Origin of the sequence: Gordonia oleivorans, from assembly GCF_040044975.1 — a bacterium.
Lineage (GTDB): Bacteria > Actinomycetota > Actinomycetes > Mycobacteriales > Mycobacteriaceae > Gordonia > Gordonia oleivorans.
Genome location: NZ_JBDZDI010000018.1, coordinates 1 through 26,325, shown reverse-complemented (window position 1 = coordinate 26,325; position 26,325 = coordinate 1). Strand labels below are relative to the sequence as shown.

At 66.5% G+C, this 26,325-nt stretch carries 19 protein-coding genes and 1 pseudogene; 6 read left to right on the top strand and 14 right to left on the bottom strand.

Annotation, left to right across the window (positions count from 1 at the left end):
* Nucleotides 1-63 precede the first annotated feature (63 nt).
* Complete coding sequence (locus tag ABLE92_RS20150; protein WP_348806572.1) at nucleotides 64-900, top strand: SDR family oxidoreductase; 837 nt, start codon at nucleotides 64-66, stop codon at nucleotides 898-900.
* An 18-nt stretch (nucleotides 901-918) separates the two neighbouring features.
* Here ABLE92_RS20150 and ABLE92_RS20145 read toward each other — a convergent pair whose 3' ends face one another.
* From ABLE92_RS20145 to ABLE92_RS20105, 9 genes and pseudogenes are all read right to left on the bottom strand, one after another.
* A complete protein-coding gene (locus ABLE92_RS20145) occupies nucleotides 919-2,535 on the bottom strand; it encodes an acyl-CoA synthetase (RefSeq protein WP_348806571.1) in 1,617 nt (538 codons plus the stop codon).
* A gap of 87 nt (nucleotides 2,536-2,622) precedes the next feature.
* Nucleotides 2,623-3,579 (bottom strand): hypothetical protein, encoded by a 957-nt coding sequence (locus tag ABLE92_RS20140; protein ID WP_348806570.1) that lies wholly within the window; start codon nucleotides 3,577-3,579, stop codon nucleotides 2,623-2,625.
* Between the two features lie 59 nt (nucleotides 3,580-3,638).
* Entirely contained in the window at nucleotides 3,639-5,474 is a 1,836-nt protein-coding gene (locus ABLE92_RS20135; RefSeq protein ID WP_348806569.1) for an ABC transporter ATP-binding protein, read from the bottom strand.
* A pseudogene (locus tag ABLE92_RS20130) lies at nucleotides 5,471-7,341 on the bottom strand (ABC transporter ATP-binding protein). The gene ABLE92_RS20135 and the pseudogene ABLE92_RS20130 overlap by 4 nt, the downstream one beginning before the upstream one ends.
* A gap of 56 nt (nucleotides 7,342-7,397) precedes the next feature.
* Entirely contained in the window at nucleotides 7,398-7,991 is a 594-nt protein-coding gene (locus tag ABLE92_RS20125) for a TetR/AcrR family transcriptional regulator (RefSeq protein WP_348806568.1), read from the bottom strand.
* A gap of 61 nt (nucleotides 7,992-8,052) precedes the next feature.
* On the bottom strand, nucleotides 8,053-9,558 hold the full coding sequence (locus ABLE92_RS20120; RefSeq protein ID WP_348806567.1) for an aldehyde dehydrogenase family protein: 1,506 nt from the start codon (nucleotides 9,556-9,558) through the stop codon (nucleotides 8,053-8,055).
* Between the two features lie 189 nt (nucleotides 9,559-9,747).
* On the bottom strand, nucleotides 9,748-10,905 hold the full coding sequence (locus ABLE92_RS20115) for an acetyl-CoA C-acetyltransferase (protein WP_348806566.1): 1,158 nt from the start codon (nucleotides 10,903-10,905) through the stop codon (nucleotides 9,748-9,750).
* Nucleotides 10,906-10,934: 29 nt separating this feature from the next.
* Nucleotides 10,935-11,765: an SDR family oxidoreductase gene (locus ABLE92_RS20110; protein ID WP_348806565.1), complete on the bottom strand. Its 831-nt coding sequence runs from the start codon at nucleotides 11,763-11,765 to the stop codon at nucleotides 10,935-10,937.
* Nucleotides 11,762-13,027, bottom strand: coding sequence for an acyl-CoA dehydrogenase family protein (locus ABLE92_RS20105; protein ID WP_348806564.1), 1,266 nt, complete (start codon nucleotides 13,025-13,027; stop codon nucleotides 11,762-11,764). Before ABLE92_RS20105 ends, ABLE92_RS20110 begins: the two co-directional genes overlap by 4 nt.
* Nucleotides 13,028-13,069: 42 nt before the next feature.
* Here ABLE92_RS20105 and ABLE92_RS20100 point away from each other — a divergent pair, with 42 nt between their 5' ends.
* Nucleotides 13,070-14,617, top strand: a complete 1,548-nt coding sequence (locus ABLE92_RS20100) for a FadD3 family acyl-CoA ligase (RefSeq protein ID WP_348806563.1) — start codon at nucleotides 13,070-13,072, stop codon at nucleotides 14,615-14,617.
* 295 nt (nucleotides 14,618-14,912) lie between these two features.
* Here the strand turns inward: ABLE92_RS20100 and ABLE92_RS20095 are convergent, their stop codons facing one another.
* Both ABLE92_RS20095 and ABLE92_RS20090 read right to left on the bottom strand, forming a co-directional pair.
* A complete protein-coding gene (locus tag ABLE92_RS20095) occupies nucleotides 14,913-15,263 on the bottom strand; it encodes a DUF4259 domain-containing protein (RefSeq protein ID WP_348806562.1) in 351 nt (116 codons plus the stop codon).
* Nucleotides 15,264-15,343: 80 nt separating this feature from the next.
* Entirely contained in the window at nucleotides 15,344-15,622 is a 279-nt protein-coding gene (locus tag ABLE92_RS20090) for a hypothetical protein (protein ID WP_348806561.1), read from the bottom strand.
* 193 nt (nucleotides 15,623-15,815) lie between these two features.
* On the opposite strand from ABLE92_RS20090, the gene ABLE92_RS20085 reads away from it, so the two are divergent.
* Together ABLE92_RS20085 and ABLE92_RS20080 are read left to right on the top strand one after the other, a co-directional pair.
* A complete protein-coding gene (locus tag ABLE92_RS20085) occupies nucleotides 15,816-17,312 on the top strand; it encodes a bifunctional aminoglycoside phosphotransferase/ATP-binding protein (RefSeq protein ID WP_348806560.1) in 1,497 nt (498 codons plus the stop codon).
* Nucleotides 17,313-17,334: 22 nt separating this feature from the next.
* Entirely contained in the window at nucleotides 17,335-17,805 is a 471-nt protein-coding gene (locus tag ABLE92_RS20080; protein WP_348806559.1) for a hypothetical protein, read from the top strand.
* A gap of 15 nt (nucleotides 17,806-17,820) precedes the next feature.
* Here ABLE92_RS20080 and lysS read toward each other — a convergent pair whose 3' ends face one another.
* Together lysS and ABLE92_RS20070 are read right to left on the bottom strand one after the other, a co-directional pair.
* Nucleotides 17,821-19,365, bottom strand: a complete 1,545-nt coding sequence (gene lysS, locus ABLE92_RS20075) for a lysine--tRNA ligase (RefSeq protein ID WP_348806558.1) — start codon at nucleotides 19,363-19,365, stop codon at nucleotides 17,821-17,823.
* 63 nt (nucleotides 19,366-19,428) lie between these two features.
* Nucleotides 19,429-19,848, bottom strand: a complete 420-nt coding sequence (locus ABLE92_RS20070; RefSeq protein WP_348806557.1) for a rhodanese-like domain-containing protein — start codon at nucleotides 19,846-19,848, stop codon at nucleotides 19,429-19,431.
* A gap of 276 nt (nucleotides 19,849-20,124) precedes the next feature.
* Here ABLE92_RS20070 and ABLE92_RS20065 point away from each other — a divergent pair, with 276 nt between their 5' ends.
* Both ABLE92_RS20065 and ABLE92_RS20060 read left to right on the top strand, forming a co-directional pair.
* Nucleotides 20,125-21,480, top strand: coding sequence for an SWIM zinc finger family protein (locus tag ABLE92_RS20065; RefSeq protein ID WP_348806556.1), 1,356 nt, complete (start codon nucleotides 20,125-20,127; stop codon nucleotides 21,478-21,480).
* Nucleotides 21,477-24,773 (top strand): hypothetical protein, encoded by a 3,297-nt coding sequence (locus ABLE92_RS20060; protein WP_348806555.1) that lies wholly within the window; start codon nucleotides 21,477-21,479, stop codon nucleotides 24,771-24,773. Before ABLE92_RS20065 ends, ABLE92_RS20060 begins: the two co-directional genes overlap by 4 nt.
* Before the next feature lie 537 nt (nucleotides 24,774-25,310).
* On the opposite strand, the gene ABLE92_RS20055 is transcribed toward ABLE92_RS20060, so the two are convergent.
* On the bottom strand, nucleotides 25,311-26,325 hold a 1,015-nt coding region (locus ABLE92_RS20055), incomplete at its 5' end, for a reverse transcriptase domain-containing protein (protein ID WP_348806554.1).

The following is a 26,325-nucleotide window of genomic DNA, read 5'->3' as shown; positions in this document are numbered from 1 at the left end:
GATCGACCCTCGTGGCGATCGACCGGTGGGGGTCGACGATCGAGATGCCGGAGGAATACGTCAGTGTCGCAACATCTGCAGGACAAGGTCATCATCGTCACCGGGGCCGGAAACGGTTTCGGCAAACTCATTGCCGAGAGGTGCGCCGCCGCCGGGGCGAAGCTGGTCGGCGTGGACATCGACGCCGACGGGCTGGCCTCGGTGTTCGACGGCATCACGGCCGCCGGCCACATCGGCCTCGGGATGCCGGGCGATGTCACCGATCTGGCCCAGATGCGGGCGGTCGCCGATCGCGCCGTCGCGGAGTTCGGTGCCATCGACGTCATCGTCAACAACGCCGGCGTGATGCCGTTGGCGTTCTTCGCCGATCACGCACGTGCCGCCGACCGCTGGCATCGCGCGATCGACATCAACATCAAGGGCGTCGTCAACGGCATCTCCGCCGTGTACGACCAGATGATCACGCAGGGTCGCGGTCAGGTCGTCAACATCTCCTCGATCTACGGCAACGCCGGAATCGCCGGATCGGGTGTGTACAGCGCCACCAAGGCCGCGGTCAACGCCATCTCCGACTCGTTGCGCGCGGAGACCAAGGGCAAGATCAAGGTGACCACGGTGCGTCCGACGGGCGTCGCCGGGACGAACCTGGCGAGCTGGATCGTCAACGGCGAGGCCATCTTCGGGATGGTCGGCGGGCGGGCGACCGACTACGCCGCACACTCCAAGGCGATGATCAAGGGCACGCTGCCCGCCGAACTCACCGACCCCGATTCCATCGAGTACTGGCTGATCACCCCCGACGAGCTCGCCGACGCCGTCGTCCACGTCATCGATCAACCGTGGGGTATCAGCCTGTCGGATGTGACGGTGCGTGCCTCCGGTGAGGACTACTTGTACTGAGCAGCCGGCGAGAAGCCCTCAGCTCGTGGCGATGTCGTTGTGCTCGGTGCGCAGATCCTTCTTGAGGATCTTCCCGCTGGGATTCTTGGGCAGCGCGTCGGCGAAGACGACGAACTTGGGGCGCTTGTAGCCGGCGAGGATGTCCTCGAGATGCGCGTCCACGACCTCCTCGGTCAGCTGCGCACCCTCCTTGGGCACGACGACCGCGGTGACCGCCTCGATCCACTTCGGGTGCGGCACACCGAAAACCGCCACCTCGGCGACCCCGTCGAGCAGGTAGATGGCCTCCTCGACCTCGCGGGAGGCGACGTTCTCGCCGCCGGTCTTGATCATGTCCTTCTTGCGGTCGACGACGCTGAGATAGCCGTCCTTGTCGATGATGCCGAGGTCACCGGAGTGGAACCAGCCGCCCGCGAACGCCGCGGCGGTCTTCTCCTCGTCGCGGTAATACCCCAGTGCCGCATGGGGACTGCGGTGCACGATCTCGCCGACCTCGCCGGTGGGCACCGGATTCCCGTCGTCGTCGACGACCCGGGTCTCGACGTTGAGTGAGGCGCGCCCGGCCGATCCGGCGCGGTCGATCTGTTCGTGCGGTTGCAGAATCGTTGCCAGCGGCGACATCTCGGTCTGTCCGTAGAAGTTCCATAGTTGTACGTCGGGCAGCCGGCGGGACAGTTCACGCAGCACCTCGACCGGCATCGGTGACGCACCGTAATAACCCTTGCGCAACGACGACAGGTCCCGGGTGTCGAAATCGGGGTGCCGCAGAAGCGAGATCCACACCGTTGGTGGGCAGAACAGTTTGGTGGCGCGCGCCGATTCGATGGTGGCGAGGATCGTCGCCGGGTCGGGTGCGGGCAGGATGATGCTCGTGGCACCGAGGTAGATGTCGGTGGACAGGAAGCAGTCGAGTTGCGCGCAGTGATACAGCGGCAGCGAGTGGATCTCCACGTCGTCGGCGGTCATGCCGCCGTCGATGATGCACGACACGTACTGCGAGATGAGCGATTTGCTGGACAGCAGAACACCTTTGGGCCGTGACTCGGTGCCCGAGGTGTACATCATCCGCACCGGCTCGTCGTCGCCGATGACCACGCCCACAGCGGTGGCGTCGCCGGAACTCATCCACTCGGTGGCGTCCTGGAAGCCGTCGGGTGCGGGCGTGCCGGACAACGCGATCCAGCCCTGGATGTCGATGACCGCGGCGGCCCGGTCGATGGCGTCGATGACCGTCTGACCCAGCGCGTCCTCGACGACGACGCCGCGAGCGCCGCTGTGGGACAGGATGAACGCGATCTCGTCGGCGCCGAGGCCGAAGTTGACGGGTACCAGGATGGCGCCGATCCGCGCCGCGGCGAAGTTCAGCACGGCGAACTGCCAGCAGTTGTGGCTGACGAGGGCGAGCCGGTCACCGCGGCGCAGGCCACGTTCGGTCAGTGCGTTGGCGCAGCGGTTCACCGCGGTGTCGAGTTCGGCGAAGGTGAGGGTGACGTCGCCGTTGATGATGGCGGTCTTGTCCGGGGTGCGCCGGGCGCTGCGGTGCAGGAGCGCGCCGATCGAGTGTTCGCGTGCGGTGGCGATCGATGCGGTGGTGGCCTCACTGAATCCGGTGTCGCTGAAATCCGCCGCCATCATGCACTCCCTTGTCGCCTGGTGTTACCGGCATCACAAGTTACTAGGTTGTCCTAGTAAACGACAAGAGGGGCACAGCTCACCGGACGGTCAGGCGCGGATACCCGACGGAAGAAGCGCGGTCGGCACGAGCAGCGGGATACCCCGATGCCGTCGGATGACGGCGAACTCACCGAGGCGGCGAATGTCATGCAGATCGGTTGTGGGCATGGCGAACTGGCCACTTGCGCTCCACATGGCGAACTCCGCATCACCGGATGCACTGGCCATCCACATCCCGGGACCGGCCGTCGCGGCACCCATTCGCCGGGCGCGCGAGGCGGCGATCCCGATCACGAGCGCCACGCACACCGGTAGAGCGGCGAGGACGAACCAGCTCTGCAGCCACACCGCCAGCGCGATCAGCACTGCGATGTACACGCAGGTGACGACGAGGGTTTTCGGCCGGACGAACTGAAACCGCAGCGCCGCAATGGTCATCTGCGTGGCCGAATCCTCGGCGGCCTGCCACCACAGTTGCGGTGTCAATCCGCTCGGTGTCGGAGGGAATGAGGGCCGCGGGCCCGTCGCCATGAGTCCGGCCCGTCGGATCGCGAATGACCACAGTTCGTCGATGTGGCCGGGCATCACCGCCGCCGGCAGCACGATCAGCGCGTCACCGCTACCGGCGGATCGAACGAAGACGAGGCCACCCATCCGCGCGATGGACTCGATCGCGGTGAAGTTCTGGCGACCGTCCCCGAGGGCAGTCGTCAACGCGAAGCCGTCGTCGTCGACGGCCACATCGATGCGCATGCCGGGCGCCATCAACTTCCGCAGGGCCCGCGACTTCTGCACGTACACCAGCGCCCACAGCGCGACGATGTACACGACGGCCCCGATGGCGATGGCCCACTCGTCCAGGATCGCTGCGGCGAGCAGCGCAGCTCCGACGGTGAGGACTTGCATCCCGGCCGTGACGGGCCGAGTCATGGTGCGCAGCGCGACGATCCGCGCCGACCGTGTGACATCTCCCGGTCGCGCTTCCCACGAGTATCGCTCGGTCACCGCTTTTCTCCCCGCCTCGCTGGTGTTTCTCCGGCGGCAACACTACCGTCGACGGCGCATCAGCCTGCGGTACCCGCGGGTTGAGCGACGCCCATCGTCCATCCGGCCGCCGCGTTGCGCTGTCGCCAGAAGTCGGCGTAGGTCCCGCCGCGGGCCAACAATTCGTCGTGGCGTCCGATGTCCGCGAGGCGCCCGTCAGAGGTCAGCACCACGATCTGGTCGGCGGCGAGGACGGTGGAGATCTTGTGCGCGATCACCAGCACCGTGGATTCTCGGGCCAGTTCCCGGATCGACGCCGCGACATGTGCCTCGTTCTCCGGGTCGAGCGCGCTCGTCGCCTCGTCGAACAGCACGATCGGCGCGTTCTTCACCAGTGCGCGGGCAATCGAGACGCGCTGCCGCTCCCCGCCGGACAGCGCCGAACCGCCTTCGCCCACCCGCGTCTCCCATCCGCCGGGCAGTCGCTCCACGATGGAGTCGACACCCGCGGTGGCGGCCGCCCGACGTATGTCGTCGTCGGTGGCGTCGAGACGACCGATCCGGATGTTCTCCCACAGCGTGTCGTCGAAGAGATACACGTCCTGGAACACCAGCGACAACTGCGCCATCAGTGTCGCGGTGTCCTGATCGCGAACGTCCACGCCGCCGACGCGGACCGTTCCCGCCGTGGCGTCGTAGAAACGGGCGATCAGCCGGGTGGCGGTGGTCTTCCCGGAGCCCGACGGACCGACGAGGGCGGTCATCGACCCGTTCGGAACACTGAAACCGATGTCGCGCAGGACAACCCGTGATGGAGGCGACCCGGTGCCGGCGGTGACGTCCGGATCACCGTCGTCCGGATCACCGTCGTCCGGATCACCGTCGTCCGGATCACTGTCGTAGGAGAACGACACGTCCACCAACTCGATCGACCCGCGTTCGGTCGGGGCGACCGGCGACGCGGGTTGCGGCATCGCCGGGGTGTGCAGGATGTCGGTGATCCGATCGATCTCCGCGGTGGACATCCGCATCGCCGAACCGAGTTCGGCGAGTTCGGAAATCGGGTCGGTGAAGCGGGCCGCAAGACCGAACACCGCCATCACCACAGCCGCCTCTATGTCACCGGAGACCGCGAGTGCCGCTCCGACGACGAGGATCGCGGTGAAGACCGCCTGTACCGCGAGCCCGTTGATCAGCAGACCGGTCACCGATCGGCCCATCATCGACCGACCGATCGAATGCTGTTGCTCGAGAGCGTCTTCCAGTGGCCGGTAATCGGCACCGGCGCTCCCGAAGGCCCGTAGGGTCGGCTGGTGGCGCGCCACCTCGAGGACCCGGCCGTTCACTGTCACCGCGGTGTCATGGTTGTGCGACTCCGCGTCGGCGATCAGCGCGCTCGCACGCATTCCCACTCCCCAGAGCACCATCGCTCCGATGGCGGCGGTGAGTCCGATCCGCCAGTCGAAGAAGAACAGTCCGACCACGACGGTGGCCGATCCGGCGAGGTTGGTGATGATCGGGGTCATCAGGTGCGCTCCGGCGCTTCCGACGAACATCGTTCCCTTGACCGCTATTTGGGAGACCGACGCCGTCTTGTCTCGGGTGAACCAGCCGAGTGGCAACGTGACCAGATGGTCACCGAGGCGATGATGCAGAGCACGCATCGTGTGTACGGCCATCTGCATGGCGGACAACGATTGCAGGTAGAACGTCACGCAGCACAGTGCGACCACCGGAATGAGGAGCAGCAACCATCCTCCGGCGGTGTGGACGTCGCCGTCGAAGAGGGCGCGGGTGATCGGCACCAACAGCAGCATCGACACCCCCTGGGCCACGCCGTAGGCGACGGCCCAGGCAAGGACCACATACAACCGGCGACGTTCGTCACCGAGGATGGTCAGGTATCCGCGAATCATGGTGTCTCTCCGTCATTCTGTTCGGTCGACTCGGCCTCTTGGGTCGGCTCGGTGCCCCGTTGCCAGGCGGCCCACAGCGCGGCATACGACCCGCCCGCGGCCAGCAACTGATCGTGAGTGCCTCGTTCCGCGATCCGCCCGGATTCGAGCACGACGATCGAGTCGGCATGAGTGATGGAACCCAGACGATGCGCGATCACCAGAACGGTGCGACCGGCGATCAGGGTTGAAATCGCCTGCTGGATATCGGCTTCGGACTCCGGATCGGCGAATGCGGTGGCCTCGTCCAGGATCAGGATCGGCGCATCGCACACAGAAACGCGCGTGCGATCGCGACGCGTTGCGCCTCACCGCCGGACAGGTGCGCGTCGACCCCGATCACCGAGTGATATCCGCGCGGTAGGGCGACGATTCGATCGTGGATCCGTCCGGCGCGTGCCGCCGCCTCGACCTCCGCATCCGAGGCATCGGGCCGCCCGAGCCGGATATTCTCCGCCACAGTCAGTTCGAGTAATGCGACATCCTGGAGCACGAATCCCACGTGCCGGTAGAGCACCTCGGGGTCGATGTCGCGCACGTCGACGCCACCGATGGTGACCCGGCCGGCATCGGGATCGACGAAGCGCGGGATGAGTGTCGCGAGAGTGGACTTCCCACTGCCCGAGGGACCGACGACCGCGGTCAGGCTCCCGGCGGGCAGCGTGAGGCTCACCTCGCGCAGAGCCGTCACGCCGTTGCCCTGCCCCGTATCCGGATAGGTGTAGCTCACGGCATCGATGACCACCGAATTACTCTCGGGGACAACGGGATGTGCCGTGATCGGCAGTTCCGGCAACGTCAGCAGGTCGACGATGCGTCCGGCTGCCGCGGCGGCCTGCTGCCGATTGTGCATGGCCATCATTGCGGCCATCAGAGTGCTCGGCAACACCATGGCGATCAGCGTCGCGCCCAGCATGTCGATCGGGGCGACCCATCCCTCGCGGACGAACCAGTAGCCACCACCGAGGTTCACCAGCAGTATCAGCGGCGCCGACAGCATCACACCGGCGAGCGCCTCGATGCGCAGCATCGGACGGATGTATCCCTCGAAGTCGTCGTTGAATTCGTCTGCGGCGTCGATGAATGCCTGATGTGCGCGTCCGGTGCGTCCGAAGGTCTTGACGACGGCCACCCCGGTCACGAACTCGACGATGGTGGCACTGATCTTCTCCAGCGACGCATTCATCTTCGCCTGTTGTGCGGTGCTGTCGCGGATCATCCAGGCGTAGGCGATCGCGTAGAGCGGCAGGGTCGCGATGGCGAGCAGGCCCAGACGCCAGTCGAGAACGAAGCAGTAGATCAGCGCGAAGAGTGGAGTCGCCACGGCCGCAGTCGTTTCCACATCCGCATGTGCGACGAGGTAGTGGAGTTCACCGACATCGTGCTGCACCGTCTTGCGGACGACTCCAGAGGTGTTGGCACTGAACCAGCCCAGCGGGAGGCGTCCGAGTTTGGCGACGATGCGTCGGCGGAGAATCGCCTGCAGGTCGATGTCCGCGTAATGCGTCACCCCGAGCGCGGCGCCACCGAAGAGACCCCGCGCGACGAGCCCAGCGACGACGATCACCACGATCACCCAGACGCGTGACTCATCGACCGGTCCGGGCGTGAGCAGCGTGTGACCGAGTTCGACGATGCCGATGAAGGGCACGACCGTCGCCGCGGAGGCGAGGAGTTGCAGCGACTGGCCCAGCCTGACCCGGGATCTGACCGGCGCCAGCAGTTCCCGGAGCGCGCCGGAGTTCTCCCGGGCTCTGGCGTGGGCATCGGTGTCGGCGTCCGGTGCCGTGGCGACCGGACTCGGCGGGGCCTCCGCGGTGGATGTCATACGCGTACGTTAACGCGTACGCCCAACAAAAGGAAGGGTAACCTAAGTTTCCTTGCTCAGGTGCGCGGCAGGATCCCGTCGAGCACCACCGACAGGTACTGATCGGCGATCTGCTCGACGCCCATGCTGCCGCCCGGGCGATACCACCGCACCGCCACCCACACGGTGTCACGCAGGAAGCGGTAGACGAGTTCGACGTCGAGGTCGGAGCGGAACTCGCCGTCGGCGACACCACGGGTCAGCACCGCATGCCACAGGGTCCGGAACTCGGTGTTGCGTTCTCGGATGTAGGCGAAACGATCTTGTGGCGCAAGCCGTTTGGCCTCGTCCTGATAGATCGCGACGGCGTTGTGGTCGGCGTCGATCGACTCGAAGGAAGCGATCACGAGTTGCCGGAGGGTGTCGGCGGCCGAGAGTCCGGCGTCGGCGATCTGCTGGTACCGACCGAACAACGAATCGAGGAAGCCGCGCAGGATCTCGTCGACCATCGATTCCTTGGAGTCGAAATGGTGATACAGACTGCCCGACAGGATGCCGGCGGCGTCGGCGATGTCGCGAACCGTGGTCGAGCGAAGTCCCTGCTCGGCGAACATCGCACTCGCGGTCGTCAGCAGTTCGTCGCGACGGGAAGTACCGTTACGTGGCGCCACCCCCATACCCTAGCAAGCGCTTGGGTATGGGGGTGGCCCAGTCGGTTTCGGCGATCCGGCGCTACTTACGCACCTTCTTCTGCGCACGCTTGTTGAAGAAGCCCCACAGCTTCATCTGTGCGTTGCCCATCTTGGTGTCACGCGGCAGGAACGGCGGCGACATCATCTCGGCCACGGTGAACGGCATCGACGAATATGCCACGGCGCGTGCGTGACTGAACGTGTCGAAGCCGGTCTTGCCGTGGTAGGCACCCATGCCGCTGCGGCCGACGCCACCGAACGGCAGTTCCGCCCCGAACATGTGCAGGGCGAAGTCGTTGCCGTTGATCGACCCCGAGCGGGTGTTGTCGGCGAGACGCTTGAGGTTGTCGTTGTCGTCGCCACACCAGTACATCGTCAGCGGATGCGGGTTGCTCGCGATGTGGTTGATGGCCTCGGTCAGGTCGCGGTACGGGTACACCGACAGGACCGGACCGAAGACCTCGTCGTCGGCGATCTTCATGCCGGCCTTCACCCCGGTGAGCAGGGTCGGCGGGATCTTGCGACGCTCGGCCGACGGCAGCGGCTCGCCACCGGGGATCACCTGACGCTTTTCCGCGCCCAGCGAGACGGCGTCGTCGATCAGGTCGACGATGCGGTCGTAGTTCTTCTGGTTGATCGTGGAGGTGTACTGCGGATTGTCGTAGATGGTCGCGAAATTCGCGGTCCAACGGGCCATCACCTTGTCGGTGAACTCGCCGAGTTTGGCCTCCGGGACGAAGACGTAATCGGGGCAGAGGCAGACCTGGCCGCCGTTGACCATGCGGGCATCGGCGAGCATCTTCGCGGCCTTGTCGATGTCGGCCGAGACGTCGACGACAGCCGGGTTCTTGCCACCGAGTTCAAGGGTGACCGGCACCAGGTTCTTGGCGGCTTCCTGCGCGACGGACTTGCCGACGTCGGGCGAACCGGTGAAGAACATGTGGTCGACAGTGAGCTTCGCGAAATCCGAACCCGACCCATGCTTGGGCGTGATGACGGCGAGTTCCTCGATGGAGAAGTAGTCGGGTGCGTACTTGGCGATCACCGCGGTGGTGCGGGCGGTGATCGACGACGGGCGCATCAGGACGCGGTTACCGGCGGCGAAGGCCGATCCCGCGGGCACGAAGGTGAGCTGCAACGGGAAGTTCCACGGCCCCATGATGCCGACGACACCGAGCGGGTCGTGACGGACGCGCTGCTTGAAGCCCATCAGGCCCTGGACCTTTGCCGACGGCGACTCGGCCATCCATTCCTTGACCCCGCGACGCTGATGGGCAAGGTCGATCATGCAACCCGCGACATCGGAGGCGATGCTGAGTTCCTTGGGTCGCGACCCGAAGTCGACGGTCAGCGCCTCGGCGATCTCGTCACCGTGGTCGAGCAGCAGGGCGGTCAGTCGGGTGATCCGATCGATGCGGGTGTTCGCATCCGGAATGCCGTCGCGCAGGAACGCGGCTCGCTGGATCTCCAGCAGTTCGGTCATCGAGTGCGCCTCCGAGGAGACGTTCCCCTCGATCTTGGTGGACACGTCAGCAGGTTTGGTCATCGCCGCCTCCAGATTGGTCGATCATCAGGCGACGCTCGCGGCGGGCACCGCTGAGACGTTCACGCCCATTCGTTCCACCATAGTATGCGACACATCACAGGCATGTGACTACAGATGTTCCCAGATGGTTCGACGGCGCCCTCACCAGCGTTGACAGCGCTCGCCTCCCCGTTGACGACGCTGTCAGTGTCAGCCGAGCCTCTCGATGATCGTGACGTTCGCCGTGCCGCCGCCCTCGCACATGGTCTCCAGTCCGTAGCGACCGCCGGTGCGTTCGAGTTCGTTGAGCAGTGTGGCGAACAGCTTGGCGCCGGTCGCGCCGAGCGGGTGGCCCAGGGCGATGGCGCCGCCGTTCGGATTGACCTTCGCCGGATCGGCACCGGTCTCCTTGAGCCAGGCCAGCACCACCGACGCGAAGGCCTCGTTGATCTCGATGACGTCGATGTCGTCGATGCTCAGCCCGGTCTTCGCCAGCGCGTAGGCGGTGGCCGGGATAGGAGCCGAGAGCATCATCACCGGGTCGTCGCCGCGCACCGACAGGTGATGGATCCGCGCCCGCGGGGTGAGTCCGTACTCTTTCAGTGCCCGTTCGGAGACGACGAGCGCCGCCGACGCGCCGTCGGAGATCTGTGACGCGACGGCAGCGGTGAGCCGTGACCCCTCGGCGAGGGGCGCCAGACCGGCCATCTTCTCCAGTGAGGTCTCGCGCGGGCATTCGTCGACGACACAGTCGCCGAGCGGCACGTTCTCCTTGTCGAAACGACCTTCGGCGATGGCCGTCTTGGCGCGCTGATGCGATTGCAGCGCCCACGCCTCCATGTCCTCGCGGCTGATGTCCCACTTGGACGCGATCGCGTCGGCGCCGGCGAACTGGGAGATCTCGGCATCCCCGAAGCGCTCCCGCCAGCCCGCGGATTCGGCTGTGGGCGTGGTGAATCCGAACTCCTGCCCGGCGATCATGGCCTGGCTGATGGGGATGGCGCTCATGTTCTGGACACCACCGGCGAGGACGACGTCCTGGGTGCCGCTCATCACGCCCTGCGCGGCGAAGTGGATCGCCTGCTGGCTGGAACCGCATTGGCGGTCGACGGTTGTCCCCGGAATGGCCAGTGGTCCACCGGCGGCGAGCCATGCGGTGCGCGCGATGTTGCCGGCCTGCGGGCCGATCGCATCGACGCAGCCGAACACCACATCGTCGACGATCATCGGGTCGATGCCGGTGCGATCGAGGATCGCGGTGATCACATGCGCACCGAGGTCGGCGGGATGGGTCTTGGCGAGGGCGCCATTGCGTCTGCCGACCGGGGTGCGGAGGGCGTCGACGATGTAGGCCTGTGGTGCGGACATCTGTTCTCCTGGTTCGGTTCTGGTTGCGCTCAGGCGCGTTGGCTGGAGATGGAGACCACCTCGCCGGTCAGGTACGTGGTGTAGTCGCTGGCGAGCATCGCGATGGTGGCCGCGACCTCCCAGACCTCCGCGGCGCGGCCGTAGGCCTCGCGGGAGGCGAGTTCGTCGAGAAGGTCGTCACTGGTGACCTTCGCCAGGAACGGGTGCTTGGCGATAGACGGGGCGACGGCGTTGATGCGCACCCCGAAGTCGGCGGCTTCGACTGCGGCACAACGGGTCAGTGCCATCACCCCGGCCTTGGCCGCGGCGTAGTGGGCCTGGCCGCGCTGGGCGCGCCACCCGAGGACGGAGGCGTTGTTGACGATCACGCCGCCGTGTTCGACGGCGCGGAAGTAGCGCAGTGCGGCGCGGGTGGCACGGAAGGTGCCGTTGAGGGTGATGTCGAGGACACGATCCCATTGGTCGTCGGTCATGTCGGCGACCGGCGTCTCACCACCGAGACCGGCATTGTTGACCAGGACGTCGACCCGGCCGAGTTCGTCTGCGGCGCGGGTGATCAGCGCGTCCACCTGGTCGGTGTCGGAGACATCGCACGGCGCTTGGGTGACGGTCTGGTCGGCGAACTCCGCGGCGAGTGCGTCGTGCGCCTCGGCGAGGCGACGTTCGTGCCAGTCGGAGATGAGGACGTCGGCACCCTCGAGTAGTGCGCGGCGGGCGGTGGCGAAACCGATGCCGGTTCCGGCGGCCGCGGTGACAACCACCTTGCGGCCCAACAGGAGTCCGTGCCCGGGCGTCTCCGCCGGCGGATCGGCCAGTGACGATCGGCCGGTCTGGTCGGCCTGGGTGTCGGATACAGTCATGCGCGTGCCTCCCGCGGTAGGCCGAGGACTCGCTCGGCTATGATGTTGCGCTGCACCTCATTCGACCCGCCGTAGATGGTGTCGGCGCGGGTGAACAGGAACAGTCGTTGCCATTCGTCGAGTTCGACGTGTTCGGGGTCGGTGATGTCGTTGGGTCGGCCTTCGACGGTGGCGCCGGGTCCGATGAGCGACGGTGCACCGAGAACGTCCATGCCGAGTGCACCGAGATCGCGATGCCAATTGGCCCACAACAGTTTTGCCACCGACGCCGCACCCGCCTGGGAGACGACGTCACCGTCGAGGGTGCGTTGCGCGTGGGCACGCATCACCTTCAGGCCGATGTCGGCGCGGACCACTCGGGTGGCGATCTCCGGATTATCGATGGCGCCGTTGGTGCGGGCGATCTCGGTGATGGAGTCGAGCTCGCGGGCGAAGCCCACCTGTTGACCGAGCGTGGACACGCCGCGTTCGAACTGCAGAAGTCCCATCGCGACCGACCAACCCTGGCCGGGCTCGCCGACGATGAGATCGGCGTCGGTGACGGCGTCGTCGAAGAAGACCTCGTTGAATTCCGATGTGCCGGTGAGTTGTTGGATGGGCCGGACCGTGATCCCCTGTTGGTCGAGGGGGACCAGCAGGAAGCTCAGTCCATGGTGCCGACTGGAGCCGGGTTCGCTGCGCGCGATGACGAAGACCCACTGTGCGACGTGGGCGAGGGAGGTCCAGATCTTCTGGCCGTTGAGATGCCAGCGGCCGTCGTCGTCGAGTCGCGCCGACGTCGACACGCCCGCGAGGTCCGATCCGGCGCCCGGCTCGGAGTATCCCTGCGCCCAGAGCTCGGTGACGTCGACGATGCCCGGCAGGAGACGCTGCTGCTGCTCGGGAGTTCCGTATTCGATCAGTGTCGGGCCGAGGAGTTCCTCGCCGAGGTGATTGACGCGGGCGGGCGCGTTGGCTCGGGCGTACTCCTGATGGAAGATGATCCGCTGCTCGAGGGTGGCGCCGCGACCGCCGTGGCGGGTCGGCCAGCCCAGGCAGGTCCAGCCGGCGCGAGCGAGGTGCCGGTCCCATTCGAGTCGCTCTGCGAAGAACTCGTGCTCGCTGCCCGGCCCGCCGCAGCCCCGGAGGTCGGCGAAGTCGCCGACGAGGTTCTCGGCCAGCCAGTCGCGGACCGCCTTGGCGAAGATCCTGGTGGCGTCGGGCGTCTGAGCTGCCCATTCGCCCAGATCCAGAGATCTGTCTGCCAGATTGATCGAGGTCATGATCGCTAGCATAGCCCACCAAGCAAGTGCTAGGTTGGGAGCATGGAGAGCGTCTCGACGACCCCCGCCGCGCTGACGCGGGCCGCCACGTCGTGGCCGGATCGTCCGGCCCTGGTCGACACCCAGTGGAGCACGCCCGTCGCGCTCACGTGGGCACAATTGCGGGAGCGGGTCATCGACGTCGCCGCCGCACTGATCGCGTCGGGCATCCGGCCCGGCGACCGGGTGGCACTGTGGTCACCCAACAGTCATCACTGGCCGGTCGCCGCACTCGGCGTCCATCACGCGGGCGCGGTGCTGGTTCCGTTGAACACGCGCTATACCGCGGGTGAGGCGATCGACGTCATCGAACGGTCCGATGCGCAGGCGGTCTTCGTGTCCGGCGAGTTCCTCGGGGCGGATCACGCCGCGGACCTGATCCGGGACCACGCTGCCGCGCTTCCCCAGGTGGTCGTGCGGATTCCGTTCTCGGCCGGCGCTGAACCCCTCGACAGAGTTCTGGACTGGGACGCCTTCCTGGCCCGCGCCACCGACGAGACCCGGGCGGAGGCACAACACCGGGCCGAAGCGGTTGCGCCCGACGACATCTCCGACGTTCTGTTCACCTCGGGTACGACCGGAAAGTCGAAAGGTGTTCTGGCGGAACATCAGCAGACTCTCGCCGGCTCACATGCCTGGGGCGCCAACGGCCGACTCTCCCCCGATGACCGCTATCTGATGGTCAACCCGTACTTCCACACCTTCGGCTACAAGGCCGGCATCCTGCCGTGCACCCTGTTCGGCACCACCATGTATCCGCTGGCCGTCTACTCACCGAGCGAGGCGATGAAACAGGTTGCTGCCCAGCGCATCACCGTGTTCCCCGGGGCACCGACGATCTTCCAGACCATCCTCGACGATCCGGCCCGCGACTGCCTCGACCTTTCCTCGCTACGGCTGGTGGTGACCGGTGCGGCCATCGTGCCGGTCGTCCTCATCGAACGGATCCAGGCCGATCTCGGCGTCGACACCGTCATCACCGCGTACGGCCTCACCGAGGCCAGTGGATTCGTCTCGACCTGCACCCCCGATGACGACGACGAGACCGTCGCCAACACCTGCGGCCGGGCGTTTGCGGGGATGGAGATCGCACTGTCGGATCAGGGCGAGGTCCTCGCCCGCGGGAAGATGGTGATGCGCGGCTACCTCGACAACGAGCAGGCCACCGCGGAGACCGTCGACGCCGACGGCTGGTTGCACACCGGCGACATCGGCACCATCGATGAGCGCGGCAACCTCAAGATCACCGACCGCCTGAAGGACATGTACATCTGCGGCGGCTTCAACGTCTATCCCGCCGAGATCGAGCAGACCCTCGCCCGACTCGACGGGGTGACCGAATCCGCGGTGATCGGGGTGCCCGACGAACGTCTCGGTGAGGTGGGGCGGGCCTATCTCACCGTCCGCGATGACGCCGACCTCGACGAGGACGGTGTGATCGCTTATGCGCGTGAGTATCTCGCGAACTTCAAGGTGCCGCGCTCGGTGGTGTTCGTCGACGCGTTCCCGCGCAACGCCGCGGGGAAGATCCTCAAACGGGAGTTGGCGTGAGCGGCTGAAAGTGGGGAAGAACGTTCCTCCCCCGGAAATCGTCTCGTCGGCACGAAACTGCTGGGGAAGGAAGCAACAGGTGGGGGAAGAAGATTCTTCCCCCACTTTTGGCATGTCGAGCAGCGAGGCGTTGCTCGACGCAGTCGGTCTTGATCCCTTATGCCCGTGCGTATCTCGCATGCCTCACACTGGAGTTTTTGCCAGCGCGGTGCCGACGAGGAATGCCCACAAACGTCTCCGTGAGGCGAGCTCACCGGATATTTCCAGTGAGAACCGCTGACGGGGACGACTTCAGTCATCCGCCGTGGAGCCCGGCATACCGGTCGAGTTCGGCGACCAGCGCAGCCCGCTGATCGGGCGAGAACTGCTCGCCCGCGCCCATGTCACCGACCTGGTCGTCATAGCACCGCAGGAACGTCACGCGGAGATCGCCGGCCGACGGACCGTCACCACCCCACGGCCGAACGGGCGTACGTGCCATCACCTCGTTGAGCGGGGCTAGGGCGGCGAACGCTTCGTCGAAGGTCTCGTCGATCGACGGCGACTCCAGGAACTCGGCGATCGGCTCGGTCAGCTGATCCACCACGTCACCGACGAAGTCGAGCGCCTTGGCGTTGCCGAACGGCCCGGTTGCCCACATACCCATGGCTCCCGACGCTATCAATGAGCGTGTGCTGTTCCTACCGATCCGGCCGCCGGCATCACCGATAGAACAGGACTTTGCGGTCAGTGCAGTAGGTCGCCAAACCCTTGACGCTCGAGGCTGATGATCAGGGTCTTGCTGGGTTGGTTGGACTGCAACCAGGTGGCGATGCCCGACTCCTGCTTGTCGCGCGGGGCATCGAGCAACCCAAGTCGCGCCAGCAGAGCGTTGACGAACACCGGTTGTGGCGTGTTGTCGCCTTCGGGCACGAAAACGCCGTCATCCCAGAGTCGTTGTCCAATACCCATGTGAACCGTCCCAGCATCTGCCGTGCCCGTGATATGACCACCCAGCGTAGTCATCAGGACCGACTCTGCGACCGGCGGTATGGCTTACGGCAGTCCGACGCGCCACGCCTGTGTGTCACAGATCGTAGACGTTTGATCACCGGATGACCTCGGCGTGTCGACCGACCAAAGTCTGCAACAGCTGACCGGTCAAAGAGCCATGCGACCTCGTCCAGCCGACCTCCATGACCTGTGATGTGCTTGATGCGTGACTTCCGCGCGGACCCGTGAGACCGAGAGCACCGACCTGCTGGCCCAGACCGGTGTCCTCGACCCCGCTGCGCCCACCACCCGCATCGACACGCACGGCGCGACCATCCTGCTCAACGGTGATCGGGCGTGGAAGCTCAAACGGCCGGTTCGGTTGCGCTACTTCGACTTCTCCACCCCCGACCTGCGACACGACGCCCTTGCCGCCGAACTCGACCTCAATCGCCGCACCGCCCCCGACATCTACCTCGGACTGCACGCACTGCGGCGCGCCGATGACGGATCGGCGTCGCTGGACGGACCCGGCGAGACCGTCGACTGGGTTCTCGAGATGACGCGCTTCGCCGACGATGCGCTGCTCAGCCGGCAGGCCGACGCCGGAGCCCTCGATGACCGCCTGCTGCAGAACCTCGCCGCACGCGTCGTCGACATGCACCGCGACGCACAGGTGTCCGACGATCCGCACGGCGCAACCCGATTGCAGGAGGTCGTCGACGGAAATCTGGCGAGTATGTCGGTGTTCCCCGAGATCCTGGAACCCGCACTGGCACAACAACTCACCGACCGTTTGACCGCCATGATCGCCGCGCACGCCGACCTGATGGACGCTCGCGCACGGGCCGGGCGCGTCCGGCACGGGCATGGTGATCTGCATCTGGGCAACATCGCCGTCGTCGACGGCGAGCCAATTCCGTTCGACTGCCTGGAATTCGACGCCGAGATGGCCACCACCGACGTGCTCTACGACATCGGCTTCCTGGTGATGGATCTGTGGGCCCGCGGGTTACGGCATGAGGCCAACGTCGTCATCAACGCCTACCTCGATCTCTCCGCCGACGATGAGGACGGCTTCGCACTGCTGCCGCTGATCCTCGGTGTGCGGGCGACGGTCCGTGCACATGTCGCCGCCGCCGAGGGTGCCGCCGATCGGGCCAACTCGTATCTTGCTCTGGCGCTGGGCTTTACCGAACCCGTCGCACCGCGGCTCGTCGCGATCGGCGGCGGGTCGGGTACCGGGAAGTCGACGGTGGCGCGGGCCGTCGGCGGTGATCTCGCACCGGCCCCGGGTGCGCGGATTCTGCGCACCGACGTGCTCCGCAAACGGCTCGCCGGGGTGGCCGTCGACGAGCCGCTGCCCCGCTCGGCCTACACCGACGAGGCGCGGGCCGGCGTCTACACCGAGGTGTTTCGGCTGGCGGGCCTTGACCTCGCGAACGGGATGAGCGTCATCGCCGACGCGGTGTTCGGGCGGCGCACGCAATCCGAGGCGATCGCCGATGTGGCCGAGCACGCGGGCTGCGTATTCACCGGAGTATGGCTGGAACTCCCCGAGAGCGAACGTATCTCACGCATCGAGCATCGCGGTCCGGATGCATCCGACGCCACTGCCGACGTGGCGCGGCGACAAACCCGGACCTTGGAAACACCGGACGAGCGGTGGCACCGCGTCGGCGATTCGGTCGACGCGGTACGCGACGTATTTGCGTCGCGGTGAACGGATGTGACACAACTGACTGGTGGGTCGGGGTAACGAACAAGCAGAGGCGGGACAGGCACAGCCGGGAAAGGCAGATTCGATCGGGACGTTGCGCTCGATCGCGATCGCGATCGGGTCGGTGTTCGGGATCGTCTTCGGCATCATGATGCTTGCCGACCCCGATGAGTGCGCCGGCACCTCGATGGGCGCCGGCGACCGGTGTGTTTCGCAGGGCCGCAACAGCCCTGACCTTCTCCTGACCCCGACGACGGTCACGCTGCCCGCTGTCCCGTCACCAACGCTGCCGGACGAGTTGTCCTTCGAGGCACCCGACGGCTACGCGGCCGACCGCGAGACCATCGGCCCGGATGACCCGGTCGTGATGACTCCGACGCGGGGTCGTACCCGCACCGAGCACATCATCCAGACCGCCGGGATCGGGTTGCTGGCACTGCTTTTCGGCATCGGCGGGACGGTGTTCACCGCCCGTCGGCTGCTGAGCAGGTTCTGAACCGCTCTCGCAGGCTCAGTCCCGCAGCGGCTTCACCAACGGGAACAGGATGGTCTCGCGAATGCCGAGACCGGTGAGCGCCATCAGCAGCCGGTCGATGCCCATGCCGGTGCCGGCGGTCGGCGGCATGCCGTATTCCATTGCGGCCAAGAACTCTTCGTCGAGGACCATCGCCTCGTCGTCGCCGGCTGCGGCGAGGCGCGCCTGGTCGACGAAACGTTCCCGCTGGATGATCGGGTCGACGAGTTCGGAGTAGCCGGTGGCCAATTCGAAGCCGCGGACGTAGAGATCCCACTTCTCCACCACGCCGGGGGTGCTGCGGTGGGCGCGCACCAGCGGTGACGTCTCGACCGGGAAGTCGCGCACGAAGACGGGCTGCGAAAGGTGTTGGCCCACCATGTGTTCCCACAGTTCTTCAACGAGCTTGCCGTGCCCGTAGCCCTTGTCCTTGGGGATCTCCAGGCCGACACGGGCGGCGATCGCCAGCAGTTCGTCGACGCTGGTGCCGCCGGAGTCACTCATCGGCACGATCTGTTCGCCGAGGGCTTCCGACAGGGACGGGTACATCGACAGCGGCGTCCACTCACCGGACAGGTCGTATACCGAGCCGTCGGGCATCGTCGGGGTGAGCGTGCCGAGCGCGCCCTGCGCCACTTCCTGCACGAGTTCGCGGGTCATCACCGCGGCGTCGTCGTAGGTGCCGTAGGCCTGATAGGTCTCCAGCATCGCGAATTCCGGCGAGTGGGTGGAGTCGGCGCCCTCGTTGCGGAAGTTGCGGTTGATCTCGAAGACCCGCTCGATTCCGCCGACGATGCAGCGCTTGAGGAACAGTTCCGGCGCGATCCGCAGGAACAGGTCGATGTCGAAGGCGTTGGAGCGCGTGGTGAACGGGCGCGCCGCGGCACCGCCGTGCAGGGTCTGCAGCATCGGGGTCTCGACCTCGAGGAAGTCACGGCGGTCGAGGGCCTTGCGCAGTTCGGAGATCACCGCGATGCGGGTGCGGGCGATCTGCCGGGCCTCGGGACGCATGATGAGGTCGACGTAGCGTTGCCGGACGCGGGTCTCCTCGTTCATGTCCTTGTGCGCGACCGGCAGCGGACGCAGCGCCTTGGAGGCCATCTCCCAGGAGTCGGCCATCACCGACAGCTCGCCGGTGCGGGAGCTGATCACCTCGCCGTGGACGAAGACGATGTCCCCGAGATCTGTTTCGGCCTTCCATCGGGCCAGGGAATCCTCGCCGACACCGTTGAAGGAGATCATCGCCTGCAGCTGCGTCCCATCGCCCTCCTGCAGCGTCGCGAAGCACAGCTTGCCCTTGTTGCGGAGGAAGATGATGCGCCCGGCGACGCCGACGATCTCACCGGTTTCGGTGCCGGCCTCCAGGTCGGGGTACGTCGCGCGGATCTCGGCGAGGCTGTGGGTGCGCGGAATCGACACCGGGTAGGCGTCGCGTCCTTCTCCGAGAATCCGCTCCCGCTTCTCCCGGCGGATACGCAGCTGCTCGGGAGTCTGCTCGTCGGCCGACGAGGCGGGGGCCTGGGATGTCTGGGCGTCACTCACGCACGTGAGGGTATTCGGTGGTCGGGGCGTCGGCCAAGTTGCGTCGCGTGGGTCACCCGCGGGTCAGTGGGCGGAGAAGACGTCGAGCTCACCCTGGTTGATCTGCCCGTTGATCCCGGCGCGACGCAGACCGCGATATCCGCCGATCACGAACACCGCTCCGGGGACGCCGCGCGCCTGCAGATGCCAGGCCAGCCACTCGGCTTCGTGGCCGTCGTCGGAGACGAGAATCCAACGGGCATCACCGGCGGCGATACGCAGGGCGGACGGCGAACCCGGGGTGAGCAGGTCGATCGCCTCGGCGGCGTCGACGGCGATCGCACCGAGCAGCGCGCCGTCGGCCTGGCGTTTGCGCTGACTGCGCACGTCAATGGGGGTGGCGCCGGCGGCGAGAGCGTCGCGGTAGTCGGCGATGCGCAGCGACAGCGGAGCGCTGGGGGCGGGAGCAGAAACAGGTGCGAGAAGCTGGACCGATGCGGTCATGGGAGGAAACCTCGAAAGTGATCGAAACGAGCGGGAGGGTTGGCGAGGGGGCCACCGCTGTGTCGTGAAAAAACGACGACGCGGGCTCAGCCCTGACAACACTCCTGACAGCTCTTGATCACGGCGACAAGTCTGCCACAGTTGCGGCGGCGTGACCAGAGGCGATGGGGTTTCTTGCTCGGGGTGGGTGAAAGTCGCGCCGGGGAGCTGTCGCTCGGCGTTCCCGTGAATGACGTCGCGCGGTGGTCCCTCGCCGGTCCGATATGGTGCGGGGCGATGAGTGAGCGCATGTTCGTGGGGGCGTCCACGCTCGAGGCCGACCGACTGGCGCTGGCCCTCGCACCGGCCCGGGTTCCCGGCGGCCTCGACACCGATCCGAGCTTCTTCCACGGATTCGCCACCCATCCGGTCGTGGTCGCCCAGGGACTGCTGGCCCTCGCCGACGTCACCGGCACCCGCTACTTCCAGTTCACCCCGGCCAGTCAGCGCGATCCGGTCCTCACCGCGAATCGCGACCGGCTGCGCGCCGAGGTGTTCTCCGCGTGCAATGGGGTGTACGCCCGACTCGACGTCCTGGGCTCGGGGCTCGACGGTGGCGAGATCGGCACCGGCACCACCAACGTCGATATCAACCTGCCGACCCGCACCGCCCTGGGCCGTGTACGGCGCACCGACCTCCTGCACCTCGACGTCGGTTCGGGCGGGCTACGCGCGTCGACGATGGCGGCCACGGCCGTCGAACGTCCGGTGGACATGCCCGATCGGTGGGTCCGCGCCCTGGGCAACGCCGCTCACCTTCATCACGGTGCGCGGCCGGTGTTCACCCTCGACCGCACCCGCGCACGACGGTTCATCGCAACGCTGCCGCATGCGACGGCGAAAGCCGAACGGGGATGGGTGGTCGCCGATCGTACCGGCGCCCGCGTGAGTCGTCGGGAGGTGCCCGACGGCGTCTTCGTGCACGGAATGAACCGGCTCGATGTGTTGCGGCGCATGATGATTCATGTCGATGGGCTGACGGCGTATCGGGCGATCGTCGGTGACGGGGGTGACGGTGCACCCTCGGTGTTCGAGGTGACGTTGCCCGGAGCGCGGCTCACGATCGGGCTGACCAGTGAGCCGTGGCGCGGGTTTTCCGGTGAGGGATCGTTGCTGGCGGCATTAGCCGGCGATCAGGTACTCGACGATGCCGCAATGCTTTCCGTCCTGCTGGCCTTCGATCCGGTCATCGACGTCGCCCGCCTGGCACGCGAGGCCGATATCGATGCCGATCGCGCAGCAGGTGCGCTCGCCGTTCTCGCCGCCTCAGGGCGTGTCGGTTGGGATGCCCACGAGGACAGGTGGTTTCATCGTGAACTGCCCGACGATCCGAACCGAATCGAGCGCGACAATCCGCGGTTGCGGGCGGCGCGGAAGCTCGTCGCCGAGCATGCGGTCACCCACGAGCACGACGATCTGTGGACAGTGTCCGAGTACCGGGTCCACCTGAATCCCGCTGTCGCGCAGGCTCGGTGCACCTGTACCTGGTATCTGCGTCACGGCGGTGATCGCGGTCCGTGCAAACATGTGCTCGCCGCGCGGATCGCCGCCGGAATGCGCCCCGATGACCCGATGCAAGGAGGCCGGCCATGACCGCCCAATCCCGTGAGGACGCGGTCTCGATCTTCACCGAACTCGGTTGGCCCGACCTGCCGTACGACCGGCTGGCCACCGCCGACATCGGCACCGACGATCAGCGGCGCCGCGCTCGCGACGGCCTGGCGACCGGGCCGCTGCAGGTGTACGACCAGGACGACTCCGGAGTGTGGACCTGGATCAGCAAGGTGGGCCATGCCGACCTGAACCGCCTCTCGATCTTCGCCATCCGGGTGGGGGTCGACGCCCGGCGGGCCGCGTCCATCGTGCCGTTCGAGGTGCCGCGCGCCGCACTGCTCCAGGTGATCTCCGACCGCGGGACGGCCTTCGCGACACAATTCATCGGCCGGGTCTGCACGAGCTCACGGCGCGCCATGACGCATCAGCCGACCGTGTTCGCGGACGTGGCCTTGCGGCTGGTCCTCGATCTCGAGCTTCCGGTGCCGGACAACGTCGATTACCTGATCGATTGGGCCGCCTACGCCGACGCGGCGCTGCACCGCAGTACCGCGGAGTTCACCCGATCCGGCCCCACGCTCGTCACCGCCGATCACATCGTCGCCCGCTTCGCCGAACACGCCCGCGCGGCGGTGGCAGTCGGCGCACCGATGACGGGACCTTTGCGTCCTGCTCTCGCGGCCGGGGTCTCGCGCGGGCTGATCGACCGGGACGAGATGCTCGATCTGGCCGTCGTCGGTCTCGATGCCGCGCGCCGCCCCGGTGATCGCGCGGCGTGGGCACAGTTCCTCACCACCGAACTCGCGATGAGCGACAGCGAGATCGCCGACCGCGCCGAGCAGTGGATACCGGCTTTGGCGACCGGGACACCGGAGATCATCGAGCGACTCGGACTGCCGCTGTTCACCAGTGGGCCCGACGAACTACTCGCCGACCTCGTGGCCGTCACCGTGCCCGGCGTGAAGGCACGTCGTCTGCGCACCCTGATCTTCGACGCCCTCGCGGGCCGATCACGACCCGACGACGCCACGGTCGCGGAGGTGTCGGCAGCACTGGCCGAGGTGGCCACGTCGTCGGCCGACGTGAAATCCCTTGCGGCGCTGACACAGGCCTGGGAGATGTCGGTCGACGTCGCCGACGCTCCGTCCGACGTCGTTGCGTGGTCCCCGACACCCGAGGTGTGGACGGTCCCCCGCTTCGATGCCGGCGCCGCGACGCCGGATCGTCTGACCGAATCGATACGTCCACTGATGGATTCGGCCGAGCACGATTTCGCCTCAGTTGAACTGGAAAGGTTCTTGGCGTTGGCGGTCACCTGCGCAAGCGACGACCTCGAGGCAACGCGCACCGCGGTTCGCGGGGTGCGGGACTCGGAACGCCTCGGACTGGCGTGGATCAGCGAGTGGCGACAGGGGCAACTGCCGCGAAAGGCCTACCAGCCCTACGGCTTCACCCAGGCCCGCGACTACGCGGTGGTGTGCCGGCTCGGCGAGATTCCGTGCGTGCTGTCGCAGCCGAGTTGGGATGATCTCCGCATCGATGCGGCCGATCTGCTGAGCCGGATGACCAGCTATGCACTGCATGATGTTTCGGCGTCCGAGGAAGACCTGGCATTGGCACTGACTCGCCTGGATCTTGCAACGGTGACCTCGGAGCTCTCGACCGACCTGCGGGCGAGCGGTGTTGCTGTCGTCGACCATCGCGGGAAACAGAACTCGCGGTCTGCGGGCGAGATCGTCGGTGCGTACGTCGACGAGCCGATCCCCGAGCCCGCGATGGTGATGCAGCAGGGCCGGTGGCATCCGGGCAATGTGCATGTGCCGGCCGCGTTGACCGATCTCTATGGGCGCTTCGGCGATCGATACAGCTATTCACGGAAGTTCTGGGAGTTTCCGACATGGGGCGACGCGGCTATGGGTTCGGTCGGCTGGGACTACGAGGCCGACCCCGGTCAAGGTGAGATCCTGCGTCAGCTTGCCCGTCGTGGTTCGCCTCTACCACCGGGCGCATCCATCAACATGCTTGGCGCACAACGTGATCCGCATCCGCGCGCTGCGGCCGATGCCCACCAGGCGGTGCTCGATGCGTTCGCGCGGGGACTCCTCCGGCCCGGTGTGGCCGAGGTCCGATTCCTGGACTCGTTCGAGACGCCGCAGAACGTGGCCGCATTCGCACGAGCCCTGAAGGAACTCGCCGACGACGGCCTCCTCAGTGTCGTGTGGCCGATCCTCGACGATCTCGCCGCAGTGGCCGCCGAAGCGACACGAGTGTTCAGTGGAACCGACGTCGTCGTCGACACCCTCGCCGCGCTGCTGCCGTCGGTGCGCGTCGCTGTCGCGGGCGGTACCGCCCCCGCCGATTCTCTCGCACTGCCGGGAGTGCGGAAGTTGGCCGTTCGCAAAGGTTCCGGGGTCGCGGTCGCCGCGGCTCGAACGGTCGTCGGGACGCTGCCGGAGATGATCACCTCGCCGCGACCGCCAGAGCCCGCGGCACCCGCATCGCGATTCGGCAGTTATACCGTCGACGACGTGTGGTCACCCGATATCGCGCCACCGGCCGCCATCGACGACGGCGCGACCATCACGGTGGTGTGGGAGGAAGGCGCCACCACCACCCGGCGGGCCATGAAGGTGTTGCTGACGTATCCGCAGTTTCCCGGAAGCACCTTCCGGATGCCGACCACCTGGCTCTACCCGCTGCAGCACGAGGGACAGGCATCCGGTGTGGAGCACCCGATCGCCGAGGCAACGGCTCGCTCGGCGTGGCTGCACTGGGATGCCGATTCCGAGCGAATCATAGTGTCCCGCTGGCGTGATCGAGAGTCCAAGACCGACTCACCGCCGACGAAGTCGAGTCCGCCACCGCCACTGACGGTGTCGATGGTGGCGATTGCACTGAGTCACCTGTGCAATTCATACGCCGACACCTACGCGGTGTGGTGGATGATCAACTTCGGTCGCTTTGGCGCGGATTCGGTTCGGTTGGCCATGCGCTCGATGCTCACCTCACCCGATGTGAGCCCGGCGAAGATCGCCAAGGTCATCGACAAGTCGCCGGATACCTTGCATACGCTGTGGCCGGTCCTCACCGAATCGGTGCGCGCAGCCGGCGCCATGGATGGTCCGACGCCACGATGGCTGAACGGGATTCTCGACGTATCTCTCGGCGTGGCATCACTTCTCGCCGAGGCCCACCGACGCGGCCTGGCACCGATCGAAACGGTGACGTGGCCAGGAATCGACGCGATCGCCGGACGGAAGGGCCGGTCCGCGGCATTGGTCAAGGCGCGCGCACTGCGCGACCTTCAGGATCGCGAGAGTCGTCAGAGCTGAGATCAGCTTCGAGTGCCACGGCCACTGGTCGAGTCGCCTCGTGCGATCCTGCGAGCCCCTGGCGTGTCCGCCGGGCCGAGCTTGTCGAGGTCGAGACCGCGCAACCCGATTCGGGAAACAAATTGCAGCACAACCCAACTCCCGACGGTCGAGGTGCGAGGAGCCCATGGGCGACGAGCCTCGAGACCACGCAACCCCCGTTGGTCGCGTGCGCCGCGCGAGCGCAGCGAGCTCGTCGCGTATCCGCCGGGCCGAGCTTGTCGAGGTCGACACCACTTTCGCAACCCGATGCTGGAAACCGATTGCAGCGCAGCACCAGCCGAAGCCAGCCGCCTACCGCGGATAGGTGGTGATGGTTTCCCCGGTGACCGGATCACGCCAGATGACAGCCCGATCCGACAACATGGTGGGGATCAACAACCCCATATGGTGAGCGTCGACCCCGGGCGTAGTGTCCGCGATTGCTCGCGGGCTATTTCCCGGGGCCGCGCCTCCGAACCGGACGTGCGACTTTCACCGCATCCGGCTCTCCCTAGGTCACGCTGGGACGGCGTGTGAGTGGGGTTCCCAGGGGTTGGGGATCTTGGTGCCGCGGTAGTGGTAACGCTGGATGCGTACCGCTGCCGGGTCGAAGAGCCTGACCCCGTTGTATTCCGGCCACCACGTTCGGAAGTATCTCCGAACCAAGTCCCTGCGGCCGGTCCGCGGGTGCTTGTGCCGGAGCCATTGCCACACCCGACGCCACAGAAAGTAATTGAGGTCGCCGAATGCGTCGCTGGCCGAACTGGTGCAGAAATACTGTGTCCATCCGCGAACGATGGGACCGAGTACTCGGAACATCTGATCCGCGGATAGCTGGGTGATCTGTGTGGTGACGTCTTTGATACGCCGTCGGATCGAAGCCACTGACTTCTTCGACGGATATATGTAGACATGTCGCCGGGTGCCGCCTCGCTGGGTATGCCGCTGGATGTGGAAACCCAGAAAGTCAAAGCCCTCGTCGATGTGGACGACCCTGGTCTTTTCCGCCGACAGGCGTAACCCCATGGGGGCCAGGATGTCACCCACACTGGTCCACAACGACTCCGCGTGCGCCTGCGTCCCGTTCACCATGATCACGAAGTCATCGGCGTACCGGGCCAGCCGGTACGTCGCTCCTCCGGATTTCCGGTGCCGGAAACGGGCCGTGGAATTCGTGTGTGCCGCCCACCAGCCCTCGACGTGCTCATCCAGGACCGATAAGGCGATGTTGGCCAACAGAGGCGACAAGATACCGCCCTGCGGAGTTCCGGAGTCGGCATACCGCGTCAGCTGATCCTCACCCAAGACGCCCGCTTTGAGGAACGCCTTGACCAAGGCCAGAACACGTTTATCGGCGATCCGAGCACGCACCCGTTGCAGCAGGGCACTGTGATCGATCTCGTCGAAACACGGCTCTTGTGACGTAGTTGTGGGTGGGTTCGGCGTGGCGTGAGGGCGCAACGCCGTTGTCCTGCTTAAGGTTTGGTTTGCGAAGACTAAACCTGAGGAGTTCCGGCGTTGCGCATGTCCA